This is a genomic window from Trichococcus palustris, from assembly GCF_900114465.1.
Classification (GTDB): Bacteria; Bacillota; Bacilli; order Lactobacillales; family Aerococcaceae; genus Trichococcus; species Trichococcus palustris.
In genome coordinates this window covers 208,402-234,740 of record NZ_FOTD01000002.1, presented here as the reverse complement: position 1 = coordinate 234,740, position 26,339 = coordinate 208,402, and the positions used below count along the sequence as shown (strand labels likewise).

Sequence of the window (26,339 nt, the reverse complement as noted above, 5' to 3'; positions counted from 1 at the left end):
ATGAAAAAATTATTGGGTCTGGCAGCAGCTATTTTGGTTGTTTGTGCCGGTTTGGCGTTTGGCATCGCAGCCTTGAACCGATCGCAAGGCTTTTCCTCCGGCAATACGTTGACGATCTATAACTGGGGTGATTATATCGACCCGGAATTGATTACAAAATTCGAAGAAGAGACGGGCTATAAAGTTTCCTATGAAACCTTTGATTCAAATGAAGCGATGTATACAAAAGTAAAGCAAGGCGGAACGGCCTACGATCTGACCATCCCTTCCGAATACATGATTGATAAGATGGCGGAAGAAGACCTATTGATTGAACTGGACCATTCCAAAATCGTCGGATTGGAAAATATCGACTCCCGTTTCCTGGATCAACCCTTCGATCCCGGCAACACCTATTCCATCCCCTATTTCTGGGGTACCTTGGGAGTCATCTACAATGATACGATGGTCTCCGAAGACATCACATCCTGGAATGATCTATGGGACCCGTCGTACAAAAACAGCGTGCTCTTGATCGATGGTGCCAGGGAGGCCATGGGAATAGGCCTCCAGAGTGAAGGCTATTCCCTGAACGAGACGGATCCGCTCATCCTGGCTAAGACAGCCGATAAATTAAAGGAACTCATGCCGAATGTGAAGGCCATTGTTGCCGATGAAATCAAAATGTATATGATCCAAGGAGAAGCCCCGCTGGCGGTCACTTTCTCCGGGGAAGCCAGTGAGATGCTTTTGGAAAACGAGCATCTGCACTATGTCATTCCCGAAGAGGGATCCAACTTGTGGTTCGATAACATCGTCATTCCAAAGACAGCCAAAAACCTCGAGGGGGCATACGCCTTCATCAATTTTATGCTGGATCCGGAAAATGCGGCCATCAATGCCGAATATGTCGGCTATGCCACACCGAATAAAGCCGCCATCGAACTGCTTGATCCGGAAATAACCAGCGATGAACAATTCTATCCGGCCGATGACATTCTTGATAAACTGGAAGTCTACAAAAATCTGGGATCAAAATCACTGAGCCTCTACAACGATCTATTCCTGGAAATAAAAATGTACAGAAAATGACAGAGTGCGATGAATTGCGTTTAGACACCCGGACGTTGGAGAAACTGGCTTTTCGTTCACCACTTTTGTGAACGAAAGCCAGTTTCGAAACGGGAGTGGTGTCTGCAATTCAGAACACGTTTAAGACAGAGTGCGATGAAAGTCGTTTAACTCCGGAGCGTTGGAACCTTTTTTGAGGATTGCTCGCAGAGCAACCGCAGAAAAAGGCGAAACACATGCCGGAGTTGACTTTCAGAACACGTTTAAGACAGAGTGCGACAAAAAGCGATCAGACCAGAATCACTGGAGCGGATAAGCGGAGGATGGTCGCAGACCATCTGAGCATTATTCGTGAAGTGACTTCAGGTCTGCTTTTTGGAACACGTTTAAAAAGAGAGTAAGGTAGCACTGTGGTCGTAAGCGCCCAAGTGTATCATGTCTCCAAGCGATTAAAATCGCAAGAGTCATGACAAATCCCGTTCAGGAATCGAGCACTAAGAGGACTAACACGAAGCGGACGCTTTTTGTCCGCGTGTGGTAGTCAACTTAGGCACAGATTTCTGGGATTTAGAACACGTTTAAACAGTGTGTAAGGTAAGCCCCCTGTGGTCGCAAGTGGATGTCACAGTGCGATATCAGAGGGCCTTACTGCTGTGTGTTTTAGAAAACCTCATGACAGGATTAAGCGATTAAAATATCAAGAGTTATGACAAATCCCAATCCAGAAGTTATAGCTTTCCAATAGACAGCGGGATATGCTATCATTAGAAAAAGATTAAATATCACTGGAAGAGGGTAATATTATGACAAAATTCATCGCAACAGAAAAAGCACCTGCGGCTATCGGTCCTTATTCGCAAGGAACGCGCAAAAATGGGTTCATCTTTGCTTCAGGACAATTACCGATTGATATGGCGACAAATGAGCTTGTAACGGAACCAGCAGCTGCAACGACGGCCAGCTTGACGAACGTCTTGGCGATTGTGGAAGCGGGCGGTGGATCGTTGAAATCAATCCTGAAGGTAAATGTGTTCGTGAAGGATATCAATGACTTCGATGCCATCAATGAGGCATATGCGGCATTCTTCGGAGAACATAAACCAGCGCGCGCCTTGGTTCAGGTGGCAGCGTTGCCGAAAGATGCCGTCATCGAAATCGAAGCCATCGCTACAAAAAAATGATAGACAGATAAAAAAACAGCTTGAAATCCAATCAGCATGGCTGAACGGATTTCAAGCTGTTTTTTTAACATCTTTTCGAAAGAAGTCCCCCACTTCTAAGCGTTTCGGTGCGCAGCACCAGTGAAAGTGGGGGATGAATTTCGGTTCGCCAACGGCGAAGGTCACTTTTCTTTATGTCAGTAGAAATCGACCTAAAATGGACGGTAGTGGTATAATATACTTATAAATAAGGAAGGAGGAGTCCTTATGTACCACGGGAAACGATTGCTGATTCGGAACCAAACGAAACTGAAGCACATGCTGGATGCCTGCAACAAAGCTTCCGCCGAAGTCTGGAACCTGTGCTTGCAGAAAGCCAAAGACCATCATCTCGCCACAGGCAAATGGATAGGCAAGAACCAGCTGCAGACGGAAACCAAACAAACGGGTTGCATTGCACAGCCAGAGCATCCAAGCCGTCGCCCACAAGTACCTGAATGCGCGTCTGGCCGCGAAGGAAGCCAAAACCGCCGGGCGCAAGGACGTCCGTTACCCCTACAAGGAGAAGTTTTTCTTCAACACCAAGTGGGTCGGAAAAGCGTTCTCCATTGAGGGCAACGTCGTCACCCTGTCGCTTGGCATCCGAAACGGCAAACGCCAACCGCCGCTGAAATTGCAGGTGTCCGGCTTGGACGGCATTGCCGTCAAGACCATCAAGGAAGTGGAACTGTGCCATGACACGCATTATTATTTGTCCATTACCTACGACGATGGGATTGAAAACCCGCCCTTGAAACAGCAGCAGGCGGCATCTGTTGACTTGGGCGAAATCCACAGCATTGCGTCTTTTGCGGAAGACGGTGCTTCCGTTCTGATTAGCGGGCGGAAGGTGCGCAGCATCCACCAATTACGCAACAAGAAATTAGCCGAACTGCAACGGCTGCAATCGAAGTGCAAAAAAGGCTCGCGCCAATGGAAAAAATACCAAAAAGCCAAAAATTTCGTTCGCACCAAAAGCACCCGCCAACTGCAGGATGCCCTGCACAAGACAACCAAAAATTTTGTGGATTGGTGTGTTGCACAGCAGGTTTCCACTGTCTACGTTGGTGATGTAGAAGGCGTCGAACGCAACACTAAAGGAAAGAAAAGGAAGAAAGTGACGCAAAAACTATCCAATTGGAGCTTCGGCAAACTAATGGCTTATTTGACCTACAAAGCAAGGACCGAAGGCATCGACATCCAAAAGGTGGACGAAGCCTACAGCACGCAAACATGTCCTGTTTGCCATACTCGCAAGAAACACAACGGTCGTAATGTCCGTTGTTCCTGCGGCTACACAAGCCATCGTGACATCCACGGTGCCAAGAATATCCTCAGCAAAACGCTGTACGGCGATTTCCTACCGTGGGCAGTCGAGGAGCAGACAAAGTATCTACGACCGTGTTAGGGAGTAGTAGATGGCGCGTCACCGCCCACAAACAGTGGAAACTGTTTGTGTTGCTTTTTGTGGAGAAACGAAGCAGCCATTTCCCGTTGGGAAACGCATCGGCAACCGTCGATGCCCGACCGCAGCGTTCCTTTAGACAAAAAGAAACCCCCACTTCAAAATCCGTTAGGATTTAAGTGGTGGGAGTGTTCATTGAGACTCATTTATTGGCAGGCGTTATTTTTGCTTCCCCTTTGGGAGTCAGCTCCAGCTCTTGACCAAAAATCTTCATTTTCAGCCTTACCCCTTCGCGGGTTGCGGCCAATCCGCCAAGACCTGTTTCACGAAGCGAAGCGGGCATGCTTTTACCGACTTGCCGCATCGCTTCGATGACATCATCCGCGGGTATCTTATTGGTGAGGCCGGCCAAAGCCATATCGGCGCTGATCAAGGCATTCACGGCACCGATCGCGTTGCGTTTGACGCAAGGAATCTCAACAAGTCCGGCAACCGGATCGCAGACGAGGCCCAGCAGATTGCTGATGGCCATCGCCATCGCTTCCGCGCACTCGTCGGGGGTCCCGCTCGCGATTTCGACGGCTGCAGCCGCCGCCATACCGGAGGCGCTGCCGACTTCGGCTTGGCACCCGCCGGCCGCACCGGCAATCATCGCATTGTTCGCGATGACCATGCCGAATCCGCTGGCGCTGAATAACATCTGGACCATCTGTTCTTCGGTCAGGGATAACTTATCCTTGATGCCGAACATCACTCCCGGCAAGGTTCCGGAAGAGCCCGCCGTCGGGGTAGCGCAGATGATGCCCAACGATGCATTCACTTCATTGGTAGCAATCGCACTTTCAACTGCTATGAGCAGATCGTCGCCGGACAGCGTTTTGCCGCGCATCCGATATTTCTGCAGCTTGACCGCTTCGCCGCCCGTCAATCCCGTTGGGGAGAAAACACCGTCACCCTGCAAGCCTTTTTCGACGGCCGCTTTCATGACGAGATAATTTTGCCGCATCTGCTCCCAGATGTCTTCGCGGGTGCGGTGGCTCTTATTCATTTCTTGTCGTACCATCAATTCGGAGATGGGTACTTGTTCCTCGTTGGCGGCTTTGACTAATGCTGCGATGGTTTGGTACATGTCAACAGTTCCTCTCTAATGGATCAGGATGGCTTTTTCAACAAAAGGCATGGCATTTATTTCGAAAATGATATCGTTGGAAGGATACGTCTCCAGGTACAGAATGACCCATTCGATATCCTTCTCCCTGAAAATACGGATATCATTTAAACCGTAGTTTTTCTTGGAAAAATAGTTTTGCCAATCATCTTCCGTGAACAGGTGTTCATGCAGGATGTTTTGGCGGATAAAGTAAAGCGGCAATTGGGCATCCAAGGTCATGGTGAAGTTAGCCATTGAGACGCTGTTGATCACGATGGCTCCACCGCCGATGGAGCTGCCTGTAACCGTCAGTTTTTTGTCGCCTTTTTCCAGTGTCATGGTTGCCGTGTTGGGGTGGCCTACTGGCGACTCGCCTTTTTCTTCAATAAAGGAAACGGCAATTTTTTGGGATTTGGCCATTTCCAATGATTGGGGAATCATCGGGTCGCTGGCGGAAAAGCCCAAAATTCCGCCAAGGATGGCGAAATCAGTCCCATGGCCTAAGTGCGTATCTGCAAACGATTCATAGTAATGGATCGTGACTTTACTGGGTTTGATTTCAAATAATTGTGCGGCCGCTTTGCCGAGTGCCAAGGCCCCAGCGGTATGGGAGCTGGATGGTCCGACCATAATCGGCCCGATTATATCGAATACACTTCTGAATGATTGCGTCATGACAAGCTCCTCTCCCAAAGATTATGATACAATACATCATCCATTATAGCGAAAAGAGGGGCGGAAAATACCCGAAATGGTCTTTTTTTCATAGTATTTTTAGTTTTCGGAAGGGGTTGTCTCTCATTGAGACAACCTTTTTTTGCTATTCTCAGACTTCTAAGCCAGGTCATTCTGGAATGTTCCATTCGAGAATTCCTGCATTCCCTGTTTCCAGTTGCCACCGAATCGGGGATCGCGGTGGGTTATTTGGCCCAGATACCGTCGGAAAAACCCTCCAAAAAGTCGGCGACGGTTTTTTTGATTGCTCCATCGCGAGAATAACCTTCCGTCGAACCTTCGGCGGGTTATTCTGTGGAGAACGCTGTATTTTAACCCGCCGGACCGCTTTCGGCGGGTTATGCCGATCGGAACTACACAATCCTCGTATCCAAAAAAATGCATGAATGGGCCTATCCCGATATTAGACAGCCCCAGTTGACGTTATTCTCATGCTATTTTTATAATGGTGTAAAAACCTTACAAATGCGTGCTTCATGAGGAATGCAGTGTGCCAAGTATTCCGGTAGTTCGCAAATGAAGCGCTTAACCATAGAAACACTGCAGTGCCATATGTTATAATGGCTCTATCATCTTGAAGAAACGAGGAAGAATATGGAATTAAAAGAATTGGTTGGCCTGAAGGCGGCGGAGTATATTAAAGATGGCATGACAGTAGGCTTGGGCACAGGATCCACTGCGTATTATTTTGTGAAAGAAATCGGTAGACGCGTCAAAGAAGAAGGGTTGAACATCACAGGGGTTACGACTTCCGTTCAGACAAAGGAATTGGCGACGGAATTGGGGATTCCATTGAAAAGCGTGGATGATGTGCCGTACATCGACATCACAATCGATGGAGCCGATGAAATCAGCGAAGATTTCCAAGGTGTAAAAGGCGGCGGCGGAGCGTTGCTGTTTGAGAAAATCGTTGCGGACCATTCCAAGAGAATCATTTGGATTGTCGACGAAAGCAAAATGGTGAAACATTTGGGCGCGTTCCCCTTGCCGGTGGAAGTGATAACATATGGCTCCATTTGCCTATTCAATCGTTTCGAAGCGAAAGGATACAATCCGACATTCAGAAAAAATGCGGACGGCTCATTGTATTTGACGGATGCGAAGAACTTCATCATCGATCTGCACATCGGGGAGATTACCGATCCGAAGGCGCTTGCCGAGGAATTGATCCATTATACGGGTGTTGTGGAACATGGCTTGTTCCTGGATTGCGTAGACACCGTCTTGGTCGGAACGGCAGATGGCGTGAAAGTGTTGGAAGCACGAGACTGAAAACGGCAGGCTGGCTTAGAAAAGCCGATGCATGTTCCGCTCGTTGAAATGGGTTTGATTGAAAGAGAAAACAGCAGATGGGGGAATCATCAATGAGAATGGTAGATTTAATCATCAAGAAGCAAGAAGGCAAAGCCTTATCCAAGGAAGAAATCCGCTTCATCATCGAAGGCTATACGGATGGAACGGTACCGGATTACCAAATGAGCGCGTTTGCGATGGCCGTATTCTTCCAGGATATGACGGATCAGGAACGGATGGAGTTGACGATGGCTATGGCTGAGTCCGGCGATCAAATCGACCTGTCCGGCATCGCCGGCATAAAAGTGGATAAACATTCGACCGGCGGCGTCGGCGATACGACGACACTCGTTTTAGCGCCATTGGTTGCCAGCGTGGGCGTGCCGGTTGCAAAAATGAGTGGTCGCGGATTGGGCCATACGGGCGGTACTATCGATAAACTGGAATCCATCCCCGGGTTCCACGTAGAAATAAGCGAAGAAGAATTCATCGGAATCGTAAATAAAAATAAAGTGGCCGTCATCGGACAGTCCGGCAATCTTTGTCCGGCCGACAAAAAATTATATGCCTTGCGGGATGTGACCGGAACCGTGAATTCCATGCCGTTGATCGCAAGCTCGATCATGTGCAAAAAAATTGCCGCCGGTGCGGATGCCATCGTTTTGGACGTGAAGATTGGTGCTGGCGCCTTCATGAAGACGGAAGCAGACGCAAGGGCATTAGCCCACGCCATGGTGAAAATCGGCAACTTGGCCGGGCGCAAAACGATGGCCGTCATTTCCGACATGAGCCAGCCCTTGGGCGGTGCCGTCGGGAATGCATTGGAAGTCGAAGAAGCGATCGAAACCCTGAAAGGGCGTGGATCGAAGGACCTGAAGGAGCTTTGCATCGAGCTCGGTAGCCGAATGGTCTTCCTTGGCGGAAAAGGCAAGGACTTGGCGGAAGCGCGGGAAATGGTCATCGAAAACTTGCGCAACGGCAAAGCTTTGGAGAAGTTCAAGGAATTCGTCGCTTCACAGGGTGGCAACCCTGCCGTGGTGGACGATTACAGCATCATGCCGCAGGCTGCTTTTGAAAAAGATGTCCTGGCCAAGGCGTCCGGCTATGTCACCGAAATCGTTGCGGACCACATCGGCATCGCGGCCATGCTGTTGGGCGCCGGCCGTGCGACGAAGGAAAGCGTAATCGATTTGGCGTCCGGCTTGAGGGTACTGAAGAGAGTCGGCGATCCTGTTTCGGCAGGAGAACCGCTTGTTCGCATGTACGCCAATAAGGCCGATTTCAGCCAATCGGAAGCGATGATTCAGGCTGCCTATACCATCGGCAACGAAAAGGTGGAGACAATCTTGATCCACGGGGTTGTGACCGACTGAGCCGCCTGTCAGTGCGAGTGTTTACATTTAAAAGATTAATGAAGAAAACCATCAACGGGCATGTTGCCCGTCGGTGGTTTTTTTGCAAGAATGAAAATCCGTTCTGAGGGAGGCTTTTCCTTGGGAGCGGATACATTTCCTTTCGTCATAGAACCAGGCAAAATGGGCCTTCTCATCTGAAATATTTGTGATAAAATGAGGCATAGAAATGTAAATATTTTGTTAGAGGAGGGAGCACATGTCAAAATCAGATTGGGTGGCCGGTATGAAGGCCATCTATCCGGTATGCTTCGGCTACATTCCGATGGGGCTTGCCTGCGGGGTGTTGCTGCAGCAATCAGGCTATCATTGGGTGGCCGTTTTATTCATGAGCATGTTCATTTATGGAGGGGCTGCTCAGTTCATGATCGCCTCCATGACAGCGGCAGGAGCCGGCATTTTGGAAATGGTCGTCATGGTCTTTTTTATTAATTTACGGCACTTATTGATGAGCTCCAGTCTGGCTCAAAAGATCAAGGCGAAGAAGATCCCATTCAGCATGCTATTTGCGCAGACCATCACCGATGAATCCTTCGCTGTCAACACGATGCACTTCAAGAACGATGAAGAGTGGACGCCGAATCGAGGTCTGGCCGCGAATATCACCGCCTATGCGACATGGATCGCCAGTACGGCCATCGGAGCTTTGGCAGGGAAAAGCATTGCGATTTCGCCGGTCGTGATGAATTATATCCTTATCGCCATGTTCATTTTTTTATTGATTTCACAAATCGAGAACCGTATCGTCTTATGGACGGCCATTTTCTCGGGGCTGCTGGCAGTCGTATTGATGAACTTGCTGCACCATAACATCGCCATCGTGATCACTTCCGTCTGCGCATCAGGCTTTGGCCTGTATTTGCAGAACAAAAAGGATGCAAAGGAGGGAATTTTGCGTGAACAATGAAATCTTTTGGCTGATCATCGGCGGCGGCATCGTGACCTACCTGCCCCGATTGATACCGATCGTCGTGCTCAAAAATGCGCGCATCCCCATCTGGTTCCAGAAGTGGATGAGTTTTCTGCCGGTATCCATTTTCGCTGCATTGATCTTCTCGGATATCTTTTTTTGGGAGAACGAGGTATCCTTCAATGTCCTTCACAACGCTAAGTTGCTTCCTTCCCTGATAACCGCAGTCGTTTCCTACAAATCGAAAAACATGATCCTTTCCGTTATCGTAGGGATCGTCAGCATCAGTCTCATGGTATGGGCACTGTGATAACCTTCTTTTGAAAATTTGCCACTATCTAAATTCTAACTAAATAAAAAATGGTAGCTCAGAGAATGTTTTCTGAGCTGCCATTTTGTTATTTGTTTGATCGGTTGGCGTAATGGCGGTAATCGAGTCCGCGCATATCGCACCAGTCGATGATGTCCCGTTGGAAAATGACATCAGTCTGTTGCAGATCAGCCACGGAAGTTTTGCCCAGCATGGCCATGATCGTCGTAATCTGTTCTTTCCAGGCGGCAACTGTTTCAGCTGTTTTCACCGGACCATCCTCCAAAACCATATGCAGGAATTGGCCGGAAAGACCGACCGCTTTGGCGCCAAGGCTCAGTGCCTTGACGATATCAAACGGATTTTTGATGCCGCCGGAAGCGATGATTTCCGCCTTTTGCTGAAAGGCCTGTGCTTCCAACAGCGAAATCAAGGTGGATTGACCCCAATTTTCCAAATCATCATAAGCGATATGCGTCCGGCGGGCATTTTCGATGGCGGCAAAATTCGTTCCGCCTTTGCCGGAAACGTCGATCGTCCGGACGCCGACATTGATCAATTGCCGGATGGTTTCGCGGCTCATCCCGAAACCGACTTCCTTCACGATGACCGGTACGCCGACATGCGCCGTAATTTCTTCGATTTGGCGCAGCCACATCGTGAAATCACGGTCTCCTTCGGGCATGATCATTTCTTGGGGTGCGTTGATGTGGATCTGGAGCGCATTTGCCTCCAAAATAGCGACCGCACGTTTCGCATTCTCGAGCGAATGATGGGCGCCGATATTGGCGAAGACAAGGCCGTTCGGGTTCACTTTGCGGATGATGGCGAAGCTGTCGGATACGCTCGGATCTTTCAGCGCTGCGCTCACGGAACCGGACGCCATCGCCAAACCGGTCAGCTTAGCGACAGCAGCCAAATCGGCATTGATGCTCTTTGTTTTTTCACTGCCGCCGGTCATCCCGTTGATGTAGAAGGGTTCTGCCATCGTGAAGCCTGCCAGCTTTGTTTCCAATGAGATGTCTGCCACCGCTATTTCAGGGAGCGAATGGTGAACAAAGCGCATTTTCTGAAAATCGGCTTGGCCCATGTCTTGGTATTGCTGCTCAGCAAACGCTACGTGCTGATCTTTTCTTTCTGAATCGATAGTCATTTTAAGCCTCTTTCCACTCGATAGCTTTCGCTGTCTTCGCATTTGTGTACACATGCAGCGGCAGGTTCATGATGCCGACTTTTTCCCACTCGGAAATCAGCGGGATGATGCCGGATTGTCTGTCGATGATGACGATCCCGCAATCGCCTCCGCCGGCACCGGATGATTTGGCTGCACCCAAGTTTTTCTCCGCCAAATCGCATAATTGCGTCAGGGCAGGAGTCTCGATGACAACGCCGGTGTGTGCGGTTAATTGGTGCAGCAAGTTCCGGTTTTGCCGGATGCCGGCTTGGATCAGCTGCATGTCGCCTTTTTCAAAGGCTTGGATCATCCCGTTTACGCAGTCTCTGCTGGACGCCAGAAAGGTTTTGTAGAAGTCATCGATGTCTTCACGTACATCATTGACGCGGTCCACCAAATGGGTGGTCGAAGCCGGGGAGCCTGTCCAGCCGATCAGCAGGCGCAAATTTGCGGGTGGCGTCAAGGGTTTGATCATCAGTTTCGGCCAAAGCGTTTTCAATAGCTCGCTGAAGGCCATCGCTTCCATCTGTTCCAACACCCATTCCCTGTCGAAACAGGCATAGGCAATCCAGCCTCCGTACGCACTGGCGGCAATATCGCCGAACGAGCCGTTGCTCTTTACGGACAGATGCGCCAATGCGGCTAATTTATAAACCAATTCAAAATCCGGTTCGATATGATAGAACAACAGCAACGCTTTGATGGTGGCGACCGTGACGGCACCGCTGGAACCCAAGCCATATTTCTTGCCGCTTGCGTTATCCAGTTCGCTCTTCACGGATAGATGGAAAAATGACAAAGGGATGCCTTGTTCCTTGATGTAGCGCTCGGTCATCTTTACTGCTTCGGTAATATAGATGAAGGGGTTTTCCCGTTGGTCGATGACCAATTGATCTTCTTGCCTTGTCCAGGGAATCGGCATGCCGCCGAATTGTCCAGAGCGGATGGTCCCTTGGGTGTCCGCTTCTTCGAGTGACACCGTGATGAATTGGTCCAAGGCGACCAGAATGGACGGGTGTCCGGGTGTGACCACCGCGTATTCGCCGGCAATGAACAATTTTCCTGGAGCGTTTGCTTCAATGACAGTCATTTCTTCCATCCTTTCACTTCAAAAGATTCATTCCATTGATATTCGGAGCGTTCTGTCGCCGTAAGCTCACGGATGCCTGCTCCCGGACCGGTGATGATCAGCTTATCTGCGCTGAAGCATGACAGCAGCGCCGTTTTGATTGTCTCCGCCTGCGATAGTCTGCAGAGGACCTTTACGTTCGGGCCGGCATCCATCGTGACGTAGCAGGGAATCCCTTCTTTGCGCAATTGTTTCACGATATTGATGGCGCGGATGCTATCCGGTTCCCAATATGAGAAGGGCGGTTCCGCACCGAGCATGGTACCGTGCATTTTCATGCCGTTCGCTTCGGTGATTTCGCCTAAGCGGATGAAATCTTTTTTGGCGATGGCTTCTTTTATGGAAACGATATCTTTCTTCGCAGCTTGGGTCCAGGCAGGGTAGAAGGGCGAGGTTTCCACCGTGCGTTTCATCCCTTCGCGGCTGGATACCTCTTTTGCTTTTTTATTGACGGCAACGATCACCATGCCGATATCCCAGCTGGCATCATCCACTTCGATGGCAAAGGAATCATCGGATGTCGTCCCCATGTCCCATTCGACAAATCCGCCGTAGATGCTGCGGGTGGCGCTGCCGCTACCGCGCCTTGCAAAGGTGGATAAGGTCTGCGGATCAAGATGCAGCTGAAGGGCACGGTTGGCCGCTCCGGCCAATGCCGCGAAGGCGGAGGCAGATGAGGCCAATCCGGCGGCGGTGGGGACATGATTATGGCTTTCCACCCGCGCGAAGGCCGTTGTCTTCTTTTCTTTCCGGAACAGATCCAAAAATGCGGAAATCTTCTGCGTCTCTTTTTCTCCCTGCAATTCGTCGTTGAGATAGAAAACATCCCCCGCCAAATCCTCCTCGAAGGAAACCATCGTATCGGTATAGAGCTTATCCAACGTCAACGAAAGGCTGCTGTTCATCGGCAAAAAATAGGTTTCGTCGCGCTTTCCCCAATATTTGATGAGGGCGATATTGGTGTGTGCACGGACACAGGCTTTATTTTGCATCTTTTTTACCTCCCATTTGATAGATCCATGTACGCACGGCGCCGGCTTGCTGCAGGGCTTGTTCCACTTTTTTTGCTTCCGCTTGGGTTGCCGCGAGGGCAATCATGCAACCGCCGCGGCCGCCGCCGGTCAATTTCGCTCCCAATGCGTTTGCGGAACGGGCTGCCGTTACGAGCTGATCCAATTTTTTGCTGGAAACATCCAAAAAGGTCAGTTCAGCATGTGCTTCGTTCATTAACTTGCCCAATAATGCGGGATTGTTTTCTTCGATGGCGCATTTGGCTTGACCCGTTAAGCGTCCCAATGTTTTGATGGCGTTCAGATAAAGGTCCTTTTGCTCGCCTTTCAGTTTTTGGGCGATGCTTGCGACGGCCTCCCTTGTTTGCCCCGTGATGCCTGTGTCGCCGACGATCATGCAGGCCGAAATGTTCAATGGGAATTTTTCGAAAGGTTTTCCCTTGATGAAGTAGAGTGGGTCATCGCCGCTTGTCATGGCGGCATCCAACCCGCTCGGATTGCCATGCGCTATTTTTTCGGCGATGTTCACTAAAGTAAGAAGTCTTTCATCGGTCAGCTCCGCATCGAAATAGCGGAAGAGTGCGCGCGTCAATGCAACCGAAACAGCTGCACTGGAACCCATGCCCCTTTCGGCAGGGATGGAGCTTTCGATTGTAATGGATAGATTGTCGGATTTCTTCTGCAAAGCATCCAATGCAGTAAGGATCGCTGTCCGTAAGCTTTCCAGAACCTCCGGCATCTCTGAAGCGATCCCGTTATAATAGGAACAGTCCACCGTTAAGGGACCTTCCTTTTCGCAGATGGTGGCTACCATATCGACGGCTGGAAATGGCAAGGCAATGGAAGGCTCCCCGTAAACAACGGCGTGCTCCCCCATCAATATGATTTTTCCGTGCGCCTTACCGGTTGCACATTTTATTTTCATCATGTCTCGATCGTCCTTTACTTTTTCATGGAGCAAACAGGTTCACAGGAACCCGTTGCTGAATCCGTTTGGCATATACTATTATGCTGTCTTGCAAGGCATTTTGCAAACGATGGAATGCTATTCAAGCTGGCATCAAAAGCCATGAACAGGATACCGCGCTGTTTCAGTAAGAAAAGGCCATGAACAGGAGTATTTTTGCCGTATCGACCTAGCAACCAAGGTATGCTTCTTTTCAGGAATATTTTTGATTACTTTATATGACTATTTTCTTTTAGTATTTTCATTGTATCGGAGCAAAAATATAAAGTAAATCCATTTCAGCTAATTTTAGAGAAACTTAAAAGACGAACGGACGCTAGATACAAAGGTTAGCATCCAATTAAATTTGAACGTTCGCATTTAAGAGGGTTAATTTTTTTTCAAAGTATGTTACAATTGCAAGGAGTGTGATGTTTTGCAGAAGGGGAAAGCTATGATAGAAGACAGAAACTATTACGAGATCCACCGTGAAGAATGGCAAACTTTCCATCAAGATTCACTACCTACGCTGACGGAAGAAGAATTATCTGACTTAACTTCCTTGAACGATAGGTTGTCACTAGAAGATGTACGGGATGTCTACGTGCCAATGGTACATATGTTTGATGTTTATTTTCAACACTATCGGGATTTGCAACGGTCAAAAAGCCGTTTTTTGGGAAGAGCGTATGAACCGGCACCACTCATCATCGGTGTCACCGGGAGTGTGTCTGTCGGCAAAAGCACCACGGCGCGTGTTCTGCAGAATCTTTTGAAAAGAGCATATCCGGAAAAAACGATTGAATTAGTCACCACTGATGGCTTTCTTTATTCCAATCATATTCTGAAAGAACGGAATATAATGGATAAAAAAGGATTCCCTGAAAGCTATGATATGGAAAGTTTAGTGCAATTCCTTTTGGATGTAAAAACAGGCAAACCAAATGTGAAATTCCCTGTCTATTCTCACCGCATCTATGATATTGTGCCGGATAGTTTCGAAGAGATTACCCATCCGGATATCTTGATTGTGGAAGGGATCAATGTGTTGCAGTTGCCGAGCAATCAGCAGATTTATGTCAGTGACTTCTTCGATTTCTCCATCTATGTGGATGCTGAGGAGGACATGATCGAACAGTGGTATATCGAACGGTTTGAAATGTTGATGGATTTAGCGAAAGATCAACCGGATAACTATTATTACAACTATGCCATCGGTAAGCGGGAAGATGCCATTGAAATGGCGCGAGGGGTTTGGAAAAGGATCAATTTGAAGAACCTTCGTGAGTACATCTATCCTACAATCACGCGTGCAGATTTAGTGATTCATAAAACAACCAATCACTTTATTGATGAACTATACATCAAAAAATATTAATGAAAATGGAGAGATAATCTGATGTTAGAGGAATTTAACGAAATGGAAAAAATTGTTGTATTGGATTTCGGTAGCCAATACAATCAATTGATAACACGCCGTATCCGTGAATTTGGTGTGTTCTCAGAATTGTTGTCACACCGCACAACGGCTGAAGAAATTACAACGATGGGGAACGTCAAGGGTGTCATTTTCTCAGGCGGCCCGAACAGCGTTTATGAAGACGATGCCTTTAAAGTGGACCCAGCCATTTTTGACTTGGGGATTCCTGTCTTGGGTATTTGTTACGGTATGCAACTGATGACGGATCATTTCGGCGGAAAAGTCATTCCGGCTGATGAAAGAGAATATGGCCGTTCAGACATCAGCATTCTTGATCTGAACGTACCTTTATTCAAAGGTCTGTCTGCAACGGAAACTGTTTGGATGAGCCATGGCGACAAAATCACAGAAATTCCAGCAGGATTCACTGTGACAGCAACGAACGACAACTGTCCTGTTGCTGCCTTTGCCAACCAATCAGAAAAATTCTATGGCGTGCAATTCCATCCGGAAGTGCAGCACTCCGTACATGGTAACGAAATGTTGAAAAACTTCGCATTTGAAATTTGCGGATGCTCAGGAAACTGGTCAATCGCCAACTTTATCGAAATCGAAACGAAAAAAATCAGAGAAACGGTCGGCGACAAGAAAGTCCTTTTGGGCTTATCCGGCGGTGTAGATTCAAGCGTAGTCGGCGTGCTGCTGCACAAAGCGATCGGCTCTCAATTGACGTGTATCTTTGTTGACCACGGTCTATTGCGCAAAGGCGAAGGCGATCAAGTTATGGAAAGCCTAGTAGGCAAATTCGGCTTGAACATCATCCGTGTCGATGCGAAAAAACGTTTCATGGACAAACTGGCAGGCGTCAGCGATCCGGAACAAAAACGTAAAATCATCGGTAACGAATTCGTTTACGTATTCGACGACGAAGCTACGAAATTGCAAGGTATCGACTTCTTGGCGCAAGGAACGCTTTACACCGACGTCATCGAAAGTGGGACGGAGACTGCGCAAACAATCAAGTCTCACCACAACGTAGGCGGACTGCCTGAAGATATGCAATTCAAATTGATTGAACCATTGAACACATTGTTCAAAGATGAAGTCCGCGAATTGGGAACACAATTGGGCATGCCTGACAGCATCGTTTGGCGCCAACCATTCCCAGGCCCTGGTTTGGGTATCCGCGTCATCGGCGAAATCACCGAAGAAAAATTGGAAATCGTCCGCGAATCAGACTACATCCTGCGCGAAGAAATCGCAAACGCTGGATTAGACCGCGATGTATGGCAATACTTCACCGTCCTTCCTGGATTCCGCAGCGTCGGCGTCATGGGTGATGGCCGTACCTACGACTACACAATCGGCATCCGTGCCGTAACATCCATCGACGGCATGACGTCCGACTGGGCGCGCATCCCTTACGAAGTATTGGATAAGATTTCGCGTCGTATCGTAAACGAAGTGAAGCACGTTAACCGCATCGTGTATGACATTACGAGCAAGCCACCATCAACCATCGAGTGGGAGTAACAACTTCTAAAACCCTGGGACCATTTCATCGATGGTTCCGGGGTTTTATTTTTGCAAAATGTATTATCAACGCATCATTCAGTTTTTCGTAAGTTTAAGAGCGATCATTGTAGTGCATCAAATCGAAACTGACAGACAAGAATAAAAAGAATCGAAAATGATTGCATAATCAGAAAAAGCTTCTGATTGTTGAAATAACAACAATCCGGAAGCTTTTTCTGCTGTAAGAAAGTTGAAACCGGAATGTTGGAATGATAATATTTCGAAAACGTTCGTTTTTTGTATGAAAAAAAATACACGATTATGCGCAAAATGATTGACATATGCATCATAGTTGTATAGAATTTAGCTTGCATAAATTAAATATCTCTTATTAATAGCCGTTGAGACGAGGGGTCGAAGATACGGTGGCAAACCAATCAGTTCGCAGTTTTTTGAATTGATATTGGGTGCCCAACCTGAGCGTAGGATTATCCAAGTCCTATGAGCGATAAGAGGAAAAGCAGCTGATAGACATCGAAGCTTTCCTTTGGTTGGAGAGCTTTTTTTATGCCCATTTTTTACATTAAGGGGGAAGTCTAATTGGCTGAAAAATTTATGATCACTACAGATACACATTTGGAAGGACATACTGATAAAATCACTTACCAAATTTCAAATGTAAAACCTAAAACGTTAACGCAAACAAAAATGCCTCTATTTGAAGCATTAGTAAAATACGCAAAACAGGATGTTACACCATTCGATGTACCAGGCCATAAGATGGGCGCGCAAATGACGCCTTTCAAAATGACCGTAGGAGAAATGACGATGCAAATGGATGTAAATTCAATGAAAGAATTGGATTTGCTGAGTCATCCTCAATCAGTGATTAAAGAAGCCCAAGAATTGGCTGCCAAAGCATTCAATGGCGATCAAGCCTTCTTTTTGGTAAATGGGACGACGGTTGGCATTCAAACGATGGTTATGAGTGTCGTAGGGCCCAATGATGAAATATTGGTGCCGCGTAATTGCCATAAGTCCGTTATGAACGCCTTGATCTTAAGCGGTGCAAAGCCGATTTTTGTCCAACCGGAAATGGACTTGTCCTTCGGGATTTCCCATGGGATTTCAGTGGAACGAGTTGAAAAAGCATTGGATGAAAATCCGAAGGTGAAAGCACTGTTGGTGACTTATCCAACTTACTTCGGTTCCTTGAACCAATTGAAGGAAATCTGTGACATTGCGCATGCAAGAAACGTTGTTGTGATCGTGGATAGCGCACATGGTGCACATCTGCCGTTCATGCCCGGCAAATTGAGGGATCCCTTGAGCGCGGGAGCTGACTGCGTCACGTATTCCATGCACAAAACAGGTGGCTCTTTGACGCAAAGCTCCATCATGGTGATGCAGGGGGATCGCATCTCTGCGACGAAACTGCAGAAAGTTTTGAACATGCTGCAATCCACCAGCGCAAACTACCTATTGATGAGCTCCATCGATGCAGCCCGCAGCGAGCTTGCCTTATACGGGAAAGACCGCTACAAAAAATTGCGCCCAGTCGTCAGCGAAGCCATTGAAATGATCGAATCCTTCGGCGACTATGAAGTGTTGAAAGCCGATTATGTCAAAAAGAATTTTGACCAATCCTATGACTGGACAAAATTGGTCATCCGCGTCAATGATATCGGTTTGACAGGCTTTGAAGTTTATTCCATCTTGAAGGAACAATATGGTATTCAATTGGAGCTGGCTGAAGGATATGTCGTGATGGCTGTCATCAGTACGGCTGATACACGCGAATCTATCCAAAAATTGGTCGACGCCTTGATGGATGTCCGCAAAAAATACAAAAAAGCAAAGCAACATTTTGATCCGCATGTGATGACCTATAAAATCAACAAATTGATCTGCAGCCCGCGCGACGCGTTTTATGCGGACAACGAGGTGGTATCCATCGATGACGCGGTAGGCCGCATCAGTGCCGATTCAATCATGATCTATCCGCCGGGGATCCCGTTGATCATCCCTGGTGAAGAAATTTCCGAATCGGTTGTCCAACATTACCATTATTACAATGAAACGTTGGGAAATGTACTGACGGAAGAAAAAATGCCGCATCAAATCAAAGTTTTGAAGGCATAAAAGAACTTTAAACAGCAAAAACGCATTTAGTTGGAGGATGGCAGATAGTGAATAAACATGTTAACGTTCAGACCTTTATCGGTTGCGAATCGTCATTTGAAGAATCATCTACAGTATTATTCGGGATTCCTTATGATGGGACCACCAGTTTCAGACCGGGTACACGCTTTGCGATGCAAGCCATCCGTACAGATTCATTTGGCCTGGAAAGCTATTCCCCATATTTGGATCGCGATTTGGAAGATGTCGCCATTTTTGACGGCGGCGACTTGGATTTGCCGTTCGGAAATACGGAACGCGTATTAAACGATATTTCTGAATACACAAAAGCAGTGCTGGCGAACGACAAAAAATTCTTGATGGTCGGCGGAGAGCATCTGGTCAGCTTGCCTACGATTCAAGCGGCCTATGAGAAATATCCGGAGCTGCACGTCATCCACATCGATGCGCATACGGATTTAAGGGAAGATTATCTCGGCGAAAAATTGTCGCATGCTTCCGTCATTCGCCGTTGCCATGATTTCCTGGGCGACAACCGCATCTTCCAATTCGGCATCCGTTCCGGATTGAAGGAAGAATTCGAATGGGCAAAAGAGCATACTTATATGGAAAGATTTTCCATCGATACCGTTAAAGAGATCGTCCAACAATTGAAAGACGTGCCCGTTTACGTTACGATCGACTTGGATGTGCTAGATCCGGGCGTATTCCCGGGAACGGGAACACCTGAGCCAGGCGGCATCACCTACAAAGAATTGCTTGCAGGCATCGCAGCCTTGCAGGATTTGAACCAATTGGTCGCTGCGGATGTCGTGGAATTATCCCCACCGTACGATCACACCGGCGCTTCAACCGCCATGGCGTGCAAGACGGTCAGAGAGATGTTATTGACCTTGACTAAATAAATAAAAAACTCTTTTCTTAGCGATTGCCGCAAAAGAAAAGAGTTTTTTTATAGACACATTTGGCAACCGGCGAAGAGAAAAGCCCAAAGATAAGTCTGATGAGAAGGTTTATCCAAATGAGATTTGTGATTTGTTCATAAACTGTAAACGTTTTACTTGTTTTTTCTAAAATGAGAATATGCTGAATTCAGAAAAATTTTAATTTTACAAAATAGAACTATCCGAATTTAAGGTAAATAACGTACAAAGGGATGTCAGCTTAACGCACATCTATGATAACCCTATGTGACGTTTAATTGCATCAATTAGGCGCAATACCTTACATGCTTGGGTAAACTGGGAAAAGGCGAAAAAATATCTATAAATATTGTTATACCAACGGAATATAAGAGTGGTAAAATGAAAAAAAGTTTGAAAATGGATTGTAAATAAATTAGAGTTTGATTATAATATGCTAGATAACATATAAAGAGAGTAGGGATGCCAAATGAACAAAACTAATCTCCCTCTTAAACAAGGGATGTATGATCCGGCCTATGAGCATGACGCTTGTGGAATGGGTTTTATTGTTGACATCAATGGGAACGAATCATATCAATTGGTCGCTGATGCATTAGATTTATTAGAAAATATGGAACATCGTGGGGCACATGGGGCCGATGAGAAGACTGGTGATGGTGCCGGTATCATGGTTCAAATCCCGCATGCATTTTTTAGCAGGGAATGTGACGTACTTGGCATCCGTTTACCTAAAAAAGGTGACTATGGTGTGGGCATGCTGTTTGCCCATAAATATGAAGACCTTCGTCAGGAACAAATGAAGATGGTGGAAGAAATCGTCGTAGCGGAAGGCCAAAAAGTATTAGGTTGGCGTGAAGTTCCGATCGACAGCTCCGAAATCGGCGTAACAGCAAAATCCGCTATGCCTCGCTTCATCCAGATATTTGTCGGAAAAGGCGACGCAGGGATGTCCGAATTGGAGTTTGAGCGCAAGCTATTCTCCATCCGTAAAGTTGCCGAAAAGAAAATCGTTCCGATGAGCGAACGCCGCGGAGGTTCTTTCTACTTCCCAAGCTTCTCATCAAAAACGATTGTTTATAAAGGGATGCTGACTGCTGAACAGTTGCGCAACTTCTATTTGGATTTGACGGACTTGGATTTCACTTCCGGTTTGGCTATGGTGCATTCTCGTTTCAGTACAAATACCTTCCCAAGTTGGGAAAGAGCTCATCCGAACCGTTACCTGATCCATAACGGCGAAATCAACACAATCCGTGGAAACGTCAACTGGATGCGTGCCCGTCAAGGAAGCATGCAGGAACATCTATTTGAATCGAAAGATAAATTTTATCCGGTCATTGATGAATCAGGGAGCGACTCCTCTCAGTTCGACAATAACCTTGAATTCCTATACTTAAGTGGACTTTCTTTGCCGGAAGCTATCATGATGATGGTTCCTGAGCCGTGGGAAAAGAACCCAAGCATGTCGAAATCGAAAAAAGATTTCTATGCCTTCAACAACTTCTTGATGGAACCATGGGATGGTCCGGCTGCAATGGGCTTCTCTGATGGCGATATCGTAGGGGCTGTGTTGGACAGAAACGGTTTGCGTCCGGCGCGTTATTACGTGACCAAAGATGGCCGCGTCATCCTGTCATCAGAAGTCGGCGTCGTAGATGTCCGTCCGGAAGATGTCAGCTACAAAGGCCGTCTGGAACCAGGCAAAATGCTCCTGATCGACACAAAACAAAAGAGAATCATCGCCGATGAAGAAATAAAAGAAATCGTTGCAGCCAAACAACCGTATGGGGAATTGGTTGACCGTCACCTTACAACCTTAGCTGCTTTGCCTGCTGGCAATGAGGTTGTTCCAGAAAATGCAGAACCGCTTCTATTGCAACAAAAAGCTTTCGGCTATACGTTTGAAGACATCCAGTCATTGATCAAACCGATGGCCGTCTCTGCTGTTGACTCCGTCGGTGCGATGGGGATCGACTCTCCGTTGGCTGTGCTGTCGGACAGAGCGCAAATGTTGTATCTGTATTTCAAACAACTATTCGCACAGGTTACCAACCCTCCAATCGACGGCATCCGCGAAGAAATCGTAACATCAGATACGATGCTGATCGGTAACTGCGGGAATCTGTTGGAACCGGATCAAGAAGGGACACATGCCATCTATCTGGATAGCCCTATCTTGACCGATGAACAACTGGCTAAAATAAAAGCTTTAGACAGCGAAGACCTGAAGACAGTCACGTTGTCTCTCCTTTACCGTGTAGAAGAAGATGCGCAAGGCATGGAAAAAGCGTTGGAACGTTTATTCCGTGAAGCAAATAAAGCCATCAGCAATGGCGCAAATATTTTGCTTCTATCTGACCGCGGCGTGAATAAAGAATGGGCGGCAATACCGGCGCTGTTGGCTGTATCCGGCTTGCACCACCATTTGATCCGTGAAGAGACGCGTACGAATGTAGGGATTGTGCTGGAATCGGGCGAACCGAGGGAAGTCCATCATTTCTGTGCGCTTGTCGGCTATGGCTGTAATGCCATCAATCCGTATTTGACCTTTGCCACCATCCGTGGATTGGCGGAAGAGGATCTGTTGGAAGGCGTCGATGCTGAAAAAGCGCAAGCGAACTACATCTATGCCGCTGTACACGGCATGTCAAAAGTGTTGACGAAAATGGGTATCTCAACGATGCGCAGCTATCATGGCGCTCAAATATTCGAAGCGTTGGGTATCAGCAGTGAAGTTGTCGACAAATATTTCACCGGCACACCGACAAGAATCGAAGGAATCGGCATGGCTGAAATCGCAATGGAAAACAAAATGCGTCACGAAAGTGCCTATGAAACGACTGCTCCTTACAGCGAAACGCTGGAAGTCGGCGGCCATTTCCAATACTCGGCACTTGGAGAAGAGCATCTGTACAATCCAAGCACCATCTACCGTCTGCAACAGGCAGTCCGTTTAGGTGACTATGATCAATACAAAGAATTTTCAAACGAAATCAACGATGATAAGAATGCTTATACGCTGAGACAATTGTTGCAGCTGAAACCGAATGCGCAGGATGCGATTCCTATCGAAGAGGTGGAATCTGCAGCAAGCATCGTGAAACGCTTCAAGACAGGAGCCATGTCTTACGGATCGATCAGCATCGAAGCCCACGAAACATTGGCGATTGCGATGAACCGTTTAGGCGGGAAGAGCAACTCCGGTGAAGGTGGAGAAGATCCGCGTAGATTCCAATTGGATGAAAACGGCGATTCACGGAACAGTGCCATCAAACAGGTTGCTTCCGGACGTTTCGGCGTAACCAGCCATTACTTGGTGAATGCAGAAGAAATCCAAATCAAAATGGCACAAGGGGCTAAACCGGGTGAAGGCGGACAATTGCCGGGACCGAAAGTTTACCCTGAAATCGCCAAGACACGGGGCTCGATCGCCGGTGTGGGCTTGATTTCACCGCCACCGCATCATGACATCTATTCCATCGAGGATTTGAAAGAATTGATCTTCGATTTGAAGAATGCGAACCGTGATGCACGCATCAACGTGAAGTTGGTTGCTGAAGCAGGCGTCGGCACGATTGCTGCCGGTGTTGCAAAAGCCAAGGCTGACACAATCCTGATCAGTGGTTATGACGGCGGTACGGGTGCAGCTGCAAGAACAAGTATCCGTAATACCGGCTTGCCATGGGAATTAGGTTTGGCCGAAGCGCATCAAACGCTTGTGTTGAACCAATTGCGCGACCGTGTCCGTGTCGAAACGGATGGGAAGTTGTTGACTGGCCGTGACGTGGCGATTGCCTGCATGTTGGGTGCCGAAGAATTCGGTTTCGCAACGACGCCGTTAGTGGCGATCGGTTGCATCATGATGCGCGTCTGCCACTTGAACACTTGTCCGGTCGGCATTGCCACACAAGATGAAACGTTACGCAAAAACTTTAAAGGCAAACCGGAATACGTCGTGAACTTCATGATGTTCGTCGCTGAAGAAATGCGTGAAATCATGGCTAAATTAGGATTCCGCAACATCGATGAGATGGTGGGCCGCAGCGATAAATTGAGAATGAAAGAAAATGTGAAACATTGGAAAGCGAAGACAGTTGATTTATCAAGCGTGCTTTATCAACCGTATGCAGCGCCGAATGTGGGCAGACATTGCACAACCAAACAAGATCATGAATTGGAAAAAACATTGGATATGCGCCGTCTCTTAAGAATGGTGAAACCGGCCATCGATTCGCAAAAACGGATTGTGGCAAAATCTGCCATCCATAACGTGGACCGTGTTGTCGGCACCATCATCGGCAGCGAAGTATCCAAAAAATATGGTGCAGAAGGCTTGCCGGAAGATACCATTCAATTGACTTTCGTCGGTTCTGCAGGACAAAGTTTCGGGGCTTTCGTTCCGAAAGGGATGACGCTTACCCTTGAAGGAGATGCCAATGACTATATCGGTAAAGGTCTATCGGGCGGTAAGATCATTGTCCGCATCCCGAATGAAGCGACCTTTTCACCGGAAGAAAATATCATCGTAGGGAACGTCGGATTCTATGGCGCTACGAGCGGTAAGGCTTATATCAACGGGATTGCCGGCGAACGTTTCTGCGTCCGCAACAGCGGTGTCGATACGGTTGTCGAAGGAATCGGTGACCACGGCTGTGAATATATGACAGGCGGAACGGTACTGATCATCGGCAAAACAGGCCGTAACTTTGCTGCCGGCATGTCCGGTGGGGTAGCTTATATCCTGGACTTCGATGAAGTTAACTTGAACAAAGAAATGGTCAGCGCGACAAAAGACTTGAACGAAGCGGAAACCGATACGATCAAGCGCATGCTGCAAGAGCATATGATCTATACCGGAAGTCCGAAAGCGCAAAGAATTTTGGCGAATTGGGACGAAATGCAAGGCCAATTCACAAAGATCATCTCCAATGACTATAAATTTATTTTGGATAATATAGAAAAAGCAAACGGGCTCGGCTTGACAGGCGATGAAGCTATGCGTTACGCTTTCGATGAACGCTACAAACCTGTAGCAACGCATTAAGGAGGAGGGATAAGATGGGAAAAACAACTGGATTTATGGAGTATGGCCGTTCCAATTATGAGAAGATTTCTCCAGAAGAAAGAATCACTAACTGGGATGAAATGCGAGAAGAAACAACTGAAGAAAAGATCCGGACCCAAGCAGCTCGTTGTATGAGCTGCGGGATTCCGTTCTGTTCAGCGGGAATCATGTTGCCGAATGGGGCATCCGGCTGTCCGTTACATAATCTGATCCCTGAGTGGAATGACATGGTCTACCGTGGACAATGGCGTGAAGCCTATGAACGCTTGACGTTGACGAATCCATTCCCGGAATTCACAGGTCGGGTCTGTCCTGCACCTTGTGAAGGGTCTTGTACACTTGGACATATCGATGAGCCTGTGACCATCAGCAGCATCGAGTACGAGATCATCGAACATGCCTTCCAGAACGGTTGGGTAAAACCTGCTAAAGCACCCGCAACCGGCAAACGCATTGCCGTTGTCGGTTCTGGTCCTGCCGGAATGGCAACTGCCCATTACCTGACTTCTGTCGGACATGCAGTCACTGTTTTCGAAAGAAACGACCGTCCCGGCGGTCTGTTGATGTACGGCATTCCGAACATGAAATTGGATAAGGATATCATCCAAAGACGCATCTCCATTTTGGAAGAAGCTGGCGTTTCCTTTGTCTGCAATACAGAAGTCGGCAAAGACATCAGCAGCCAAGAATTGGTGGATACTTACGATGCAGTCGTTCTATGCGGCGGTGCCACCCAAGCGCGCGGCATCAATGCTGAAGGAAATGATCTGAAGGGCGTCCACATGGCGATGGATTTCTTGAAGGCAAACACGCAAAACATTTTGGCTGACGAAACAAAAGAAAGCAGCATCAGCGCAAAAGGCAAAAATGTCATCGTCATCGGCGGAGGCGATACTGGTACCGACTGTGTCGGCACTTCCATCCGTCAAGGCGCGAACAGTGTCTTCCAGTTCGAAATCATGCCGAAAGCTCCAGACAAACGCGATGTGGATACAAATCCTTGGCCGGAATGGCCTAAGAAACTGAAAACCGATTACGGCCAAGAGGAAGCCATCTATTTGACCGGTTCCGATCCAAGAAATTATGAAATCAACACAACCAAATTTGAAGGAAATGAAGCTGGCGAAGTGACGGCTGTCCACACGACCCAAATCGAGTGGAAACGCGATGCTGTCGGCAGATTGAATCCGGTGCCGGTTGAAGGCACTGAAAAAGTTTGGAAAGCTGATCTTGTCTTGTTGGCAATGGGCTTTACTGGTCCGGAAGATACGATTCCAGATGAATTGGCATTGCAACGCGATTTCCGCAGCAACATTCTTGCAAAAGAAAATGAATACACGACAAATGTGGATAAAGTTTTCGCATGTGGCGATATGCGCCGTGGACAAAGTTTGGTCGTTTGGGCTTTACAGGAAGGCAAATTGGCCGCCCGTGAAGTGGACCGCTTCCTGACAGGCAATTCTAACATCAATTAATCATCATAATGATCACCCTCCCGCAAAGAGAACAAGTTTCCTTTGCGGGAGGGTGACTTTTTTATTGAAGGAA

At 47.6% G+C, this 26,339-nt stretch carries 19 protein-coding genes; 13 read left to right on the top strand and 6 right to left on the bottom strand.

The genetic code is table 11. The annotated features are described in order from the left end of the window. The 3 genes from BM101_RS02435 to BM101_RS02425 all read left to right on the top strand — a co-directional run bounded on the left by BM101_RS02435 (position 1) and on the right by BM101_RS02425 (position 3,657). Entirely contained in the window at positions 1–1,071 is a 1,071-nt protein-coding gene (locus tag BM101_RS02435; RefSeq protein WP_087029775.1) for an ABC transporter substrate-binding protein, read from the top strand. A 782-nt stretch (positions 1,072–1,853) separates the two neighbouring features. Continuing rightward, positions 1,854–2,231: a Rid family detoxifying hydrolase gene (locus BM101_RS02430; protein WP_177194330.1), complete on the top strand. Its 378-nt coding sequence runs from the start codon at positions 1,854–1,856 to the stop codon at positions 2,229–2,231. A gap of 433 nt (positions 2,232–2,664) precedes the next feature. Next, positions 2,665–3,657 (top strand): RNA-guided endonuclease InsQ/TnpB family protein, encoded by a 993-nt coding sequence (locus tag BM101_RS02425; RefSeq protein WP_218149866.1) that lies wholly within the window; start codon positions 2,665–2,667, stop codon positions 3,655–3,657. Positions 3,658–3,856: 199 nt separating this feature from the next. On the opposite strand, the gene sdaAA is transcribed toward BM101_RS02425, so the two are convergent. Together sdaAA and BM101_RS02415 are read right to left on the bottom strand one after the other, a co-directional pair. Next, positions 3,857–4,783 carry an L-serine ammonia-lyase, iron-sulfur-dependent, subunit alpha gene (gene sdaAA / locus BM101_RS02420; protein ID WP_087029780.1) on the bottom strand — a complete coding sequence of 309 codons (927 nt, stop codon included), beginning with the start codon at positions 4,781–4,783 and terminating at the stop codon, positions 3,857–3,859. Positions 4,784–4,798: 15 nt separating this feature from the next. Further along, the gene (locus BM101_RS02415; protein WP_087029783.1) at positions 4,799–5,479 is read right to left on the bottom strand and encodes a serine dehydratase beta chain; all 681 of its coding nucleotides are present in this window, start codon (positions 5,477–5,479) and stop codon (positions 4,799–4,801) included. A 654-nt stretch (positions 5,480–6,133) separates the two neighbouring features. Here BM101_RS02415 and rpiA point away from each other — a divergent pair. The 4 genes from rpiA to BM101_RS02390 all read left to right on the top strand — a co-directional run bounded on the left by rpiA (position 6,134) and on the right by BM101_RS02390 (position 9,464). Next, positions 6,134–6,811: a ribose-5-phosphate isomerase RpiA gene (rpiA, locus tag BM101_RS02405; protein ID WP_087029788.1), complete on the top strand. Its 678-nt coding sequence runs from the start codon at positions 6,134–6,136 to the stop codon at positions 6,809–6,811. 92 nt (positions 6,812–6,903) lie between these two features. Then, positions 6,904–8,205, top strand: a complete 1,302-nt coding sequence (locus BM101_RS02400; RefSeq protein ID WP_087029791.1) for a pyrimidine-nucleoside phosphorylase — start codon at positions 6,904–6,906, stop codon at positions 8,203–8,205. 238 nt (positions 8,206–8,443) lie between these two features. Then, positions 8,444–9,151 carry an AzlC family ABC transporter permease gene (locus BM101_RS02395; protein WP_087029793.1) on the top strand — a complete coding sequence of 236 codons (708 nt, stop codon included), beginning with the start codon at positions 8,444–8,446 and terminating at the stop codon, positions 9,149–9,151. Beyond that, entirely contained in the window at positions 9,141–9,464 is a 324-nt protein-coding gene (locus BM101_RS02390; protein WP_245825547.1) for an AzlD domain-containing protein, read from the top strand. Before BM101_RS02395 ends, BM101_RS02390 begins: the two co-directional genes overlap by 11 nt. An 88-nt stretch (positions 9,465–9,552) precedes the next feature. Here BM101_RS02390 and fni read toward each other — a convergent pair whose 3' ends face one another. Genes fni through mvk form a run of 4 tightly spaced genes read right to left on the bottom strand, consistent with a single transcriptional unit; the run spans position 9,553 to position 13,705 of the window. Continuing rightward, a complete protein-coding gene (fni, locus tag BM101_RS02385; RefSeq protein WP_087029799.1) occupies positions 9,553–10,617 on the bottom strand; it encodes a type 2 isopentenyl-diphosphate Delta-isomerase in 1,065 nt (354 codons plus the stop codon). Position 10,618: 1 nt separating this feature from the next. Next, positions 10,619–11,728: a phosphomevalonate kinase gene (locus BM101_RS02380; protein ID WP_087029801.1), complete on the bottom strand. Its 1,110-nt coding sequence runs from the start codon at positions 11,726–11,728 to the stop codon at positions 10,619–10,621. Further along, positions 11,725–12,759 carry a diphosphomevalonate decarboxylase gene (mvaD, locus tag BM101_RS02375; protein ID WP_087029804.1) on the bottom strand — a complete coding sequence of 345 codons (1,035 nt, stop codon included), beginning with the start codon at positions 12,757–12,759 and terminating at the stop codon, positions 11,725–11,727. Before mvaD ends, BM101_RS02380 begins: the two co-directional genes overlap by 4 nt. After that, the gene (gene mvk, locus BM101_RS02370; RefSeq protein ID WP_087029808.1) at positions 12,749–13,705 is read right to left on the bottom strand and encodes a mevalonate kinase; all 957 of its coding nucleotides are present in this window, start codon (positions 13,703–13,705) and stop codon (positions 12,749–12,751) included. The genes mvaD and mvk overlap by 11 nt, the downstream gene beginning before the upstream one ends. Positions 13,706–14,177: 472 nt before the next feature. Between mvk and coaA the strand changes: the two genes are divergently transcribed. The 6 genes from coaA (at position 14,178) to BM101_RS02335 (ending at position 26,266) form a co-directional block, all read left to right on the top strand. Further along, positions 14,178–15,101, top strand: coding sequence for a type I pantothenate kinase (coaA, locus tag BM101_RS02365; RefSeq protein WP_087029811.1), 924 nt, complete (start codon positions 14,178–14,180; stop codon positions 15,099–15,101). 21 nt (positions 15,102–15,122) lie between these two features. After that, positions 15,123–16,676, top strand: a complete 1,554-nt coding sequence (gene guaA, locus BM101_RS02360; protein WP_087029814.1) for a glutamine-hydrolyzing GMP synthase — start codon at positions 15,123–15,125, stop codon at positions 16,674–16,676. A 582-nt stretch (positions 16,677–17,258) separates the two neighbouring features. Further along, positions 17,259–18,800 (top strand): aminotransferase class I/II-fold pyridoxal phosphate-dependent enzyme, encoded by a 1,542-nt coding sequence (locus BM101_RS02350; RefSeq protein WP_218149864.1) that lies wholly within the window; start codon positions 17,259–17,261, stop codon positions 18,798–18,800. 47 nt (positions 18,801–18,847) lie between these two features. Further along, positions 18,848–19,705 carry an agmatinase gene (gene speB, locus BM101_RS02345; protein WP_245825549.1) on the top strand — a complete coding sequence of 286 codons (858 nt, stop codon included), beginning with the start codon at positions 18,848–18,850 and terminating at the stop codon, positions 19,703–19,705. 487 nt (positions 19,706–20,192) lie between these two features. Then, positions 20,193–24,770 carry a glutamate synthase large subunit gene (gene gltB, locus BM101_RS02340; RefSeq protein WP_087029821.1) on the top strand — a complete coding sequence of 1,526 codons (4,578 nt, stop codon included), beginning with the start codon at positions 20,193–20,195 and terminating at the stop codon, positions 24,768–24,770. Positions 24,771–24,784: 14 nt separating this feature from the next. Beyond that, positions 24,785–26,266 carry a glutamate synthase subunit beta gene (locus BM101_RS02335; protein WP_087029824.1) on the top strand — a complete coding sequence of 494 codons (1,482 nt, stop codon included), beginning with the start codon at positions 24,785–24,787 and terminating at the stop codon, positions 26,264–26,266. Positions 26,267–26,339 lie beyond the last annotated feature (73 nt).

What these genes read in the sequence shown, in the direction of transcription:
- coaA (WP_087029811.1), top strand. Translation starts at nt 14,178, where the DNA reads ATGATAGAAGACAGAAACTATTACGAGATCCACCGTGAAGAATGGCAA.
- mvk (WP_087029808.1), bottom strand. Translation starts at nt 13,705, where the DNA reads ATGATGAAAATAAAATGTGCAACCGGTAAGGCGCACGGAAAAATCATA.
- BM101_RS02400 (WP_087029791.1), top strand. Translation starts at nt 6,904, where the DNA reads ATGAGAATGGTAGATTTAATCATCAAGAAGCAAGAAGGCAAAGCCTTA.
- BM101_RS02335 (WP_087029824.1), top strand. Translation starts at nt 24,785, where the DNA reads ATGGGAAAAACAACTGGATTTATGGAGTATGGCCGTTCCAATTATGAG.
- rpiA (WP_087029788.1), top strand. Translation starts at nt 6,134, where the DNA reads ATGGAATTAAAAGAATTGGTTGGCCTGAAGGCGGCGGAGTATATTAAA.
- gltB (WP_087029821.1), top strand. Translation starts at nt 20,193, where the DNA reads ATGAACAAAACTAATCTCCCTCTTAAACAAGGGATGTATGATCCGGCC.
- mvaD (WP_087029804.1), bottom strand. Translation starts at nt 12,759, where the DNA reads ATGCAAAATAAAGCCTGTGTCCGTGCACACACCAATATCGCCCTCATC.
- BM101_RS02430 (WP_177194330.1), top strand. Translation starts at nt 1,854, where the DNA reads ATGACAAAATTCATCGCAACAGAAAAAGCACCTGCGGCTATCGGTCCT.
- BM101_RS02435 (WP_087029775.1), top strand. Translation starts at nt 1, where the DNA reads ATGAAAAAATTATTGGGTCTGGCAGCAGCTATTTTGGTTGTTTGTGCC.
- sdaAA (WP_087029780.1), bottom strand. Translation starts at nt 4,783, where the DNA reads ATGTACCAAACCATCGCAGCATTAGTCAAAGCCGCCAACGAGGAACAA.
- fni (WP_087029799.1), bottom strand. Translation starts at nt 10,617, where the DNA reads ATGACTATCGATTCAGAAAGAAAAGATCAGCACGTAGCGTTTGCTGAG.
- guaA (WP_087029814.1), top strand. Translation starts at nt 15,123, where the DNA reads ATGTTAGAGGAATTTAACGAAATGGAAAAAATTGTTGTATTGGATTTC.
- BM101_RS02395 (WP_087029793.1), top strand. Translation starts at nt 8,444, where the DNA reads ATGTCAAAATCAGATTGGGTGGCCGGTATGAAGGCCATCTATCCGGTA.
- BM101_RS02380 (WP_087029801.1), bottom strand. Translation starts at nt 11,728, where the DNA reads ATGACTGTCATTGAAGCAAACGCTCCAGGAAAATTGTTCATTGCCGGC.
- BM101_RS02415 (WP_087029783.1), bottom strand. Translation starts at nt 5,479, where the DNA reads ATGACGCAATCATTCAGAAGTGTATTCGATATAATCGGGCCGATTATG.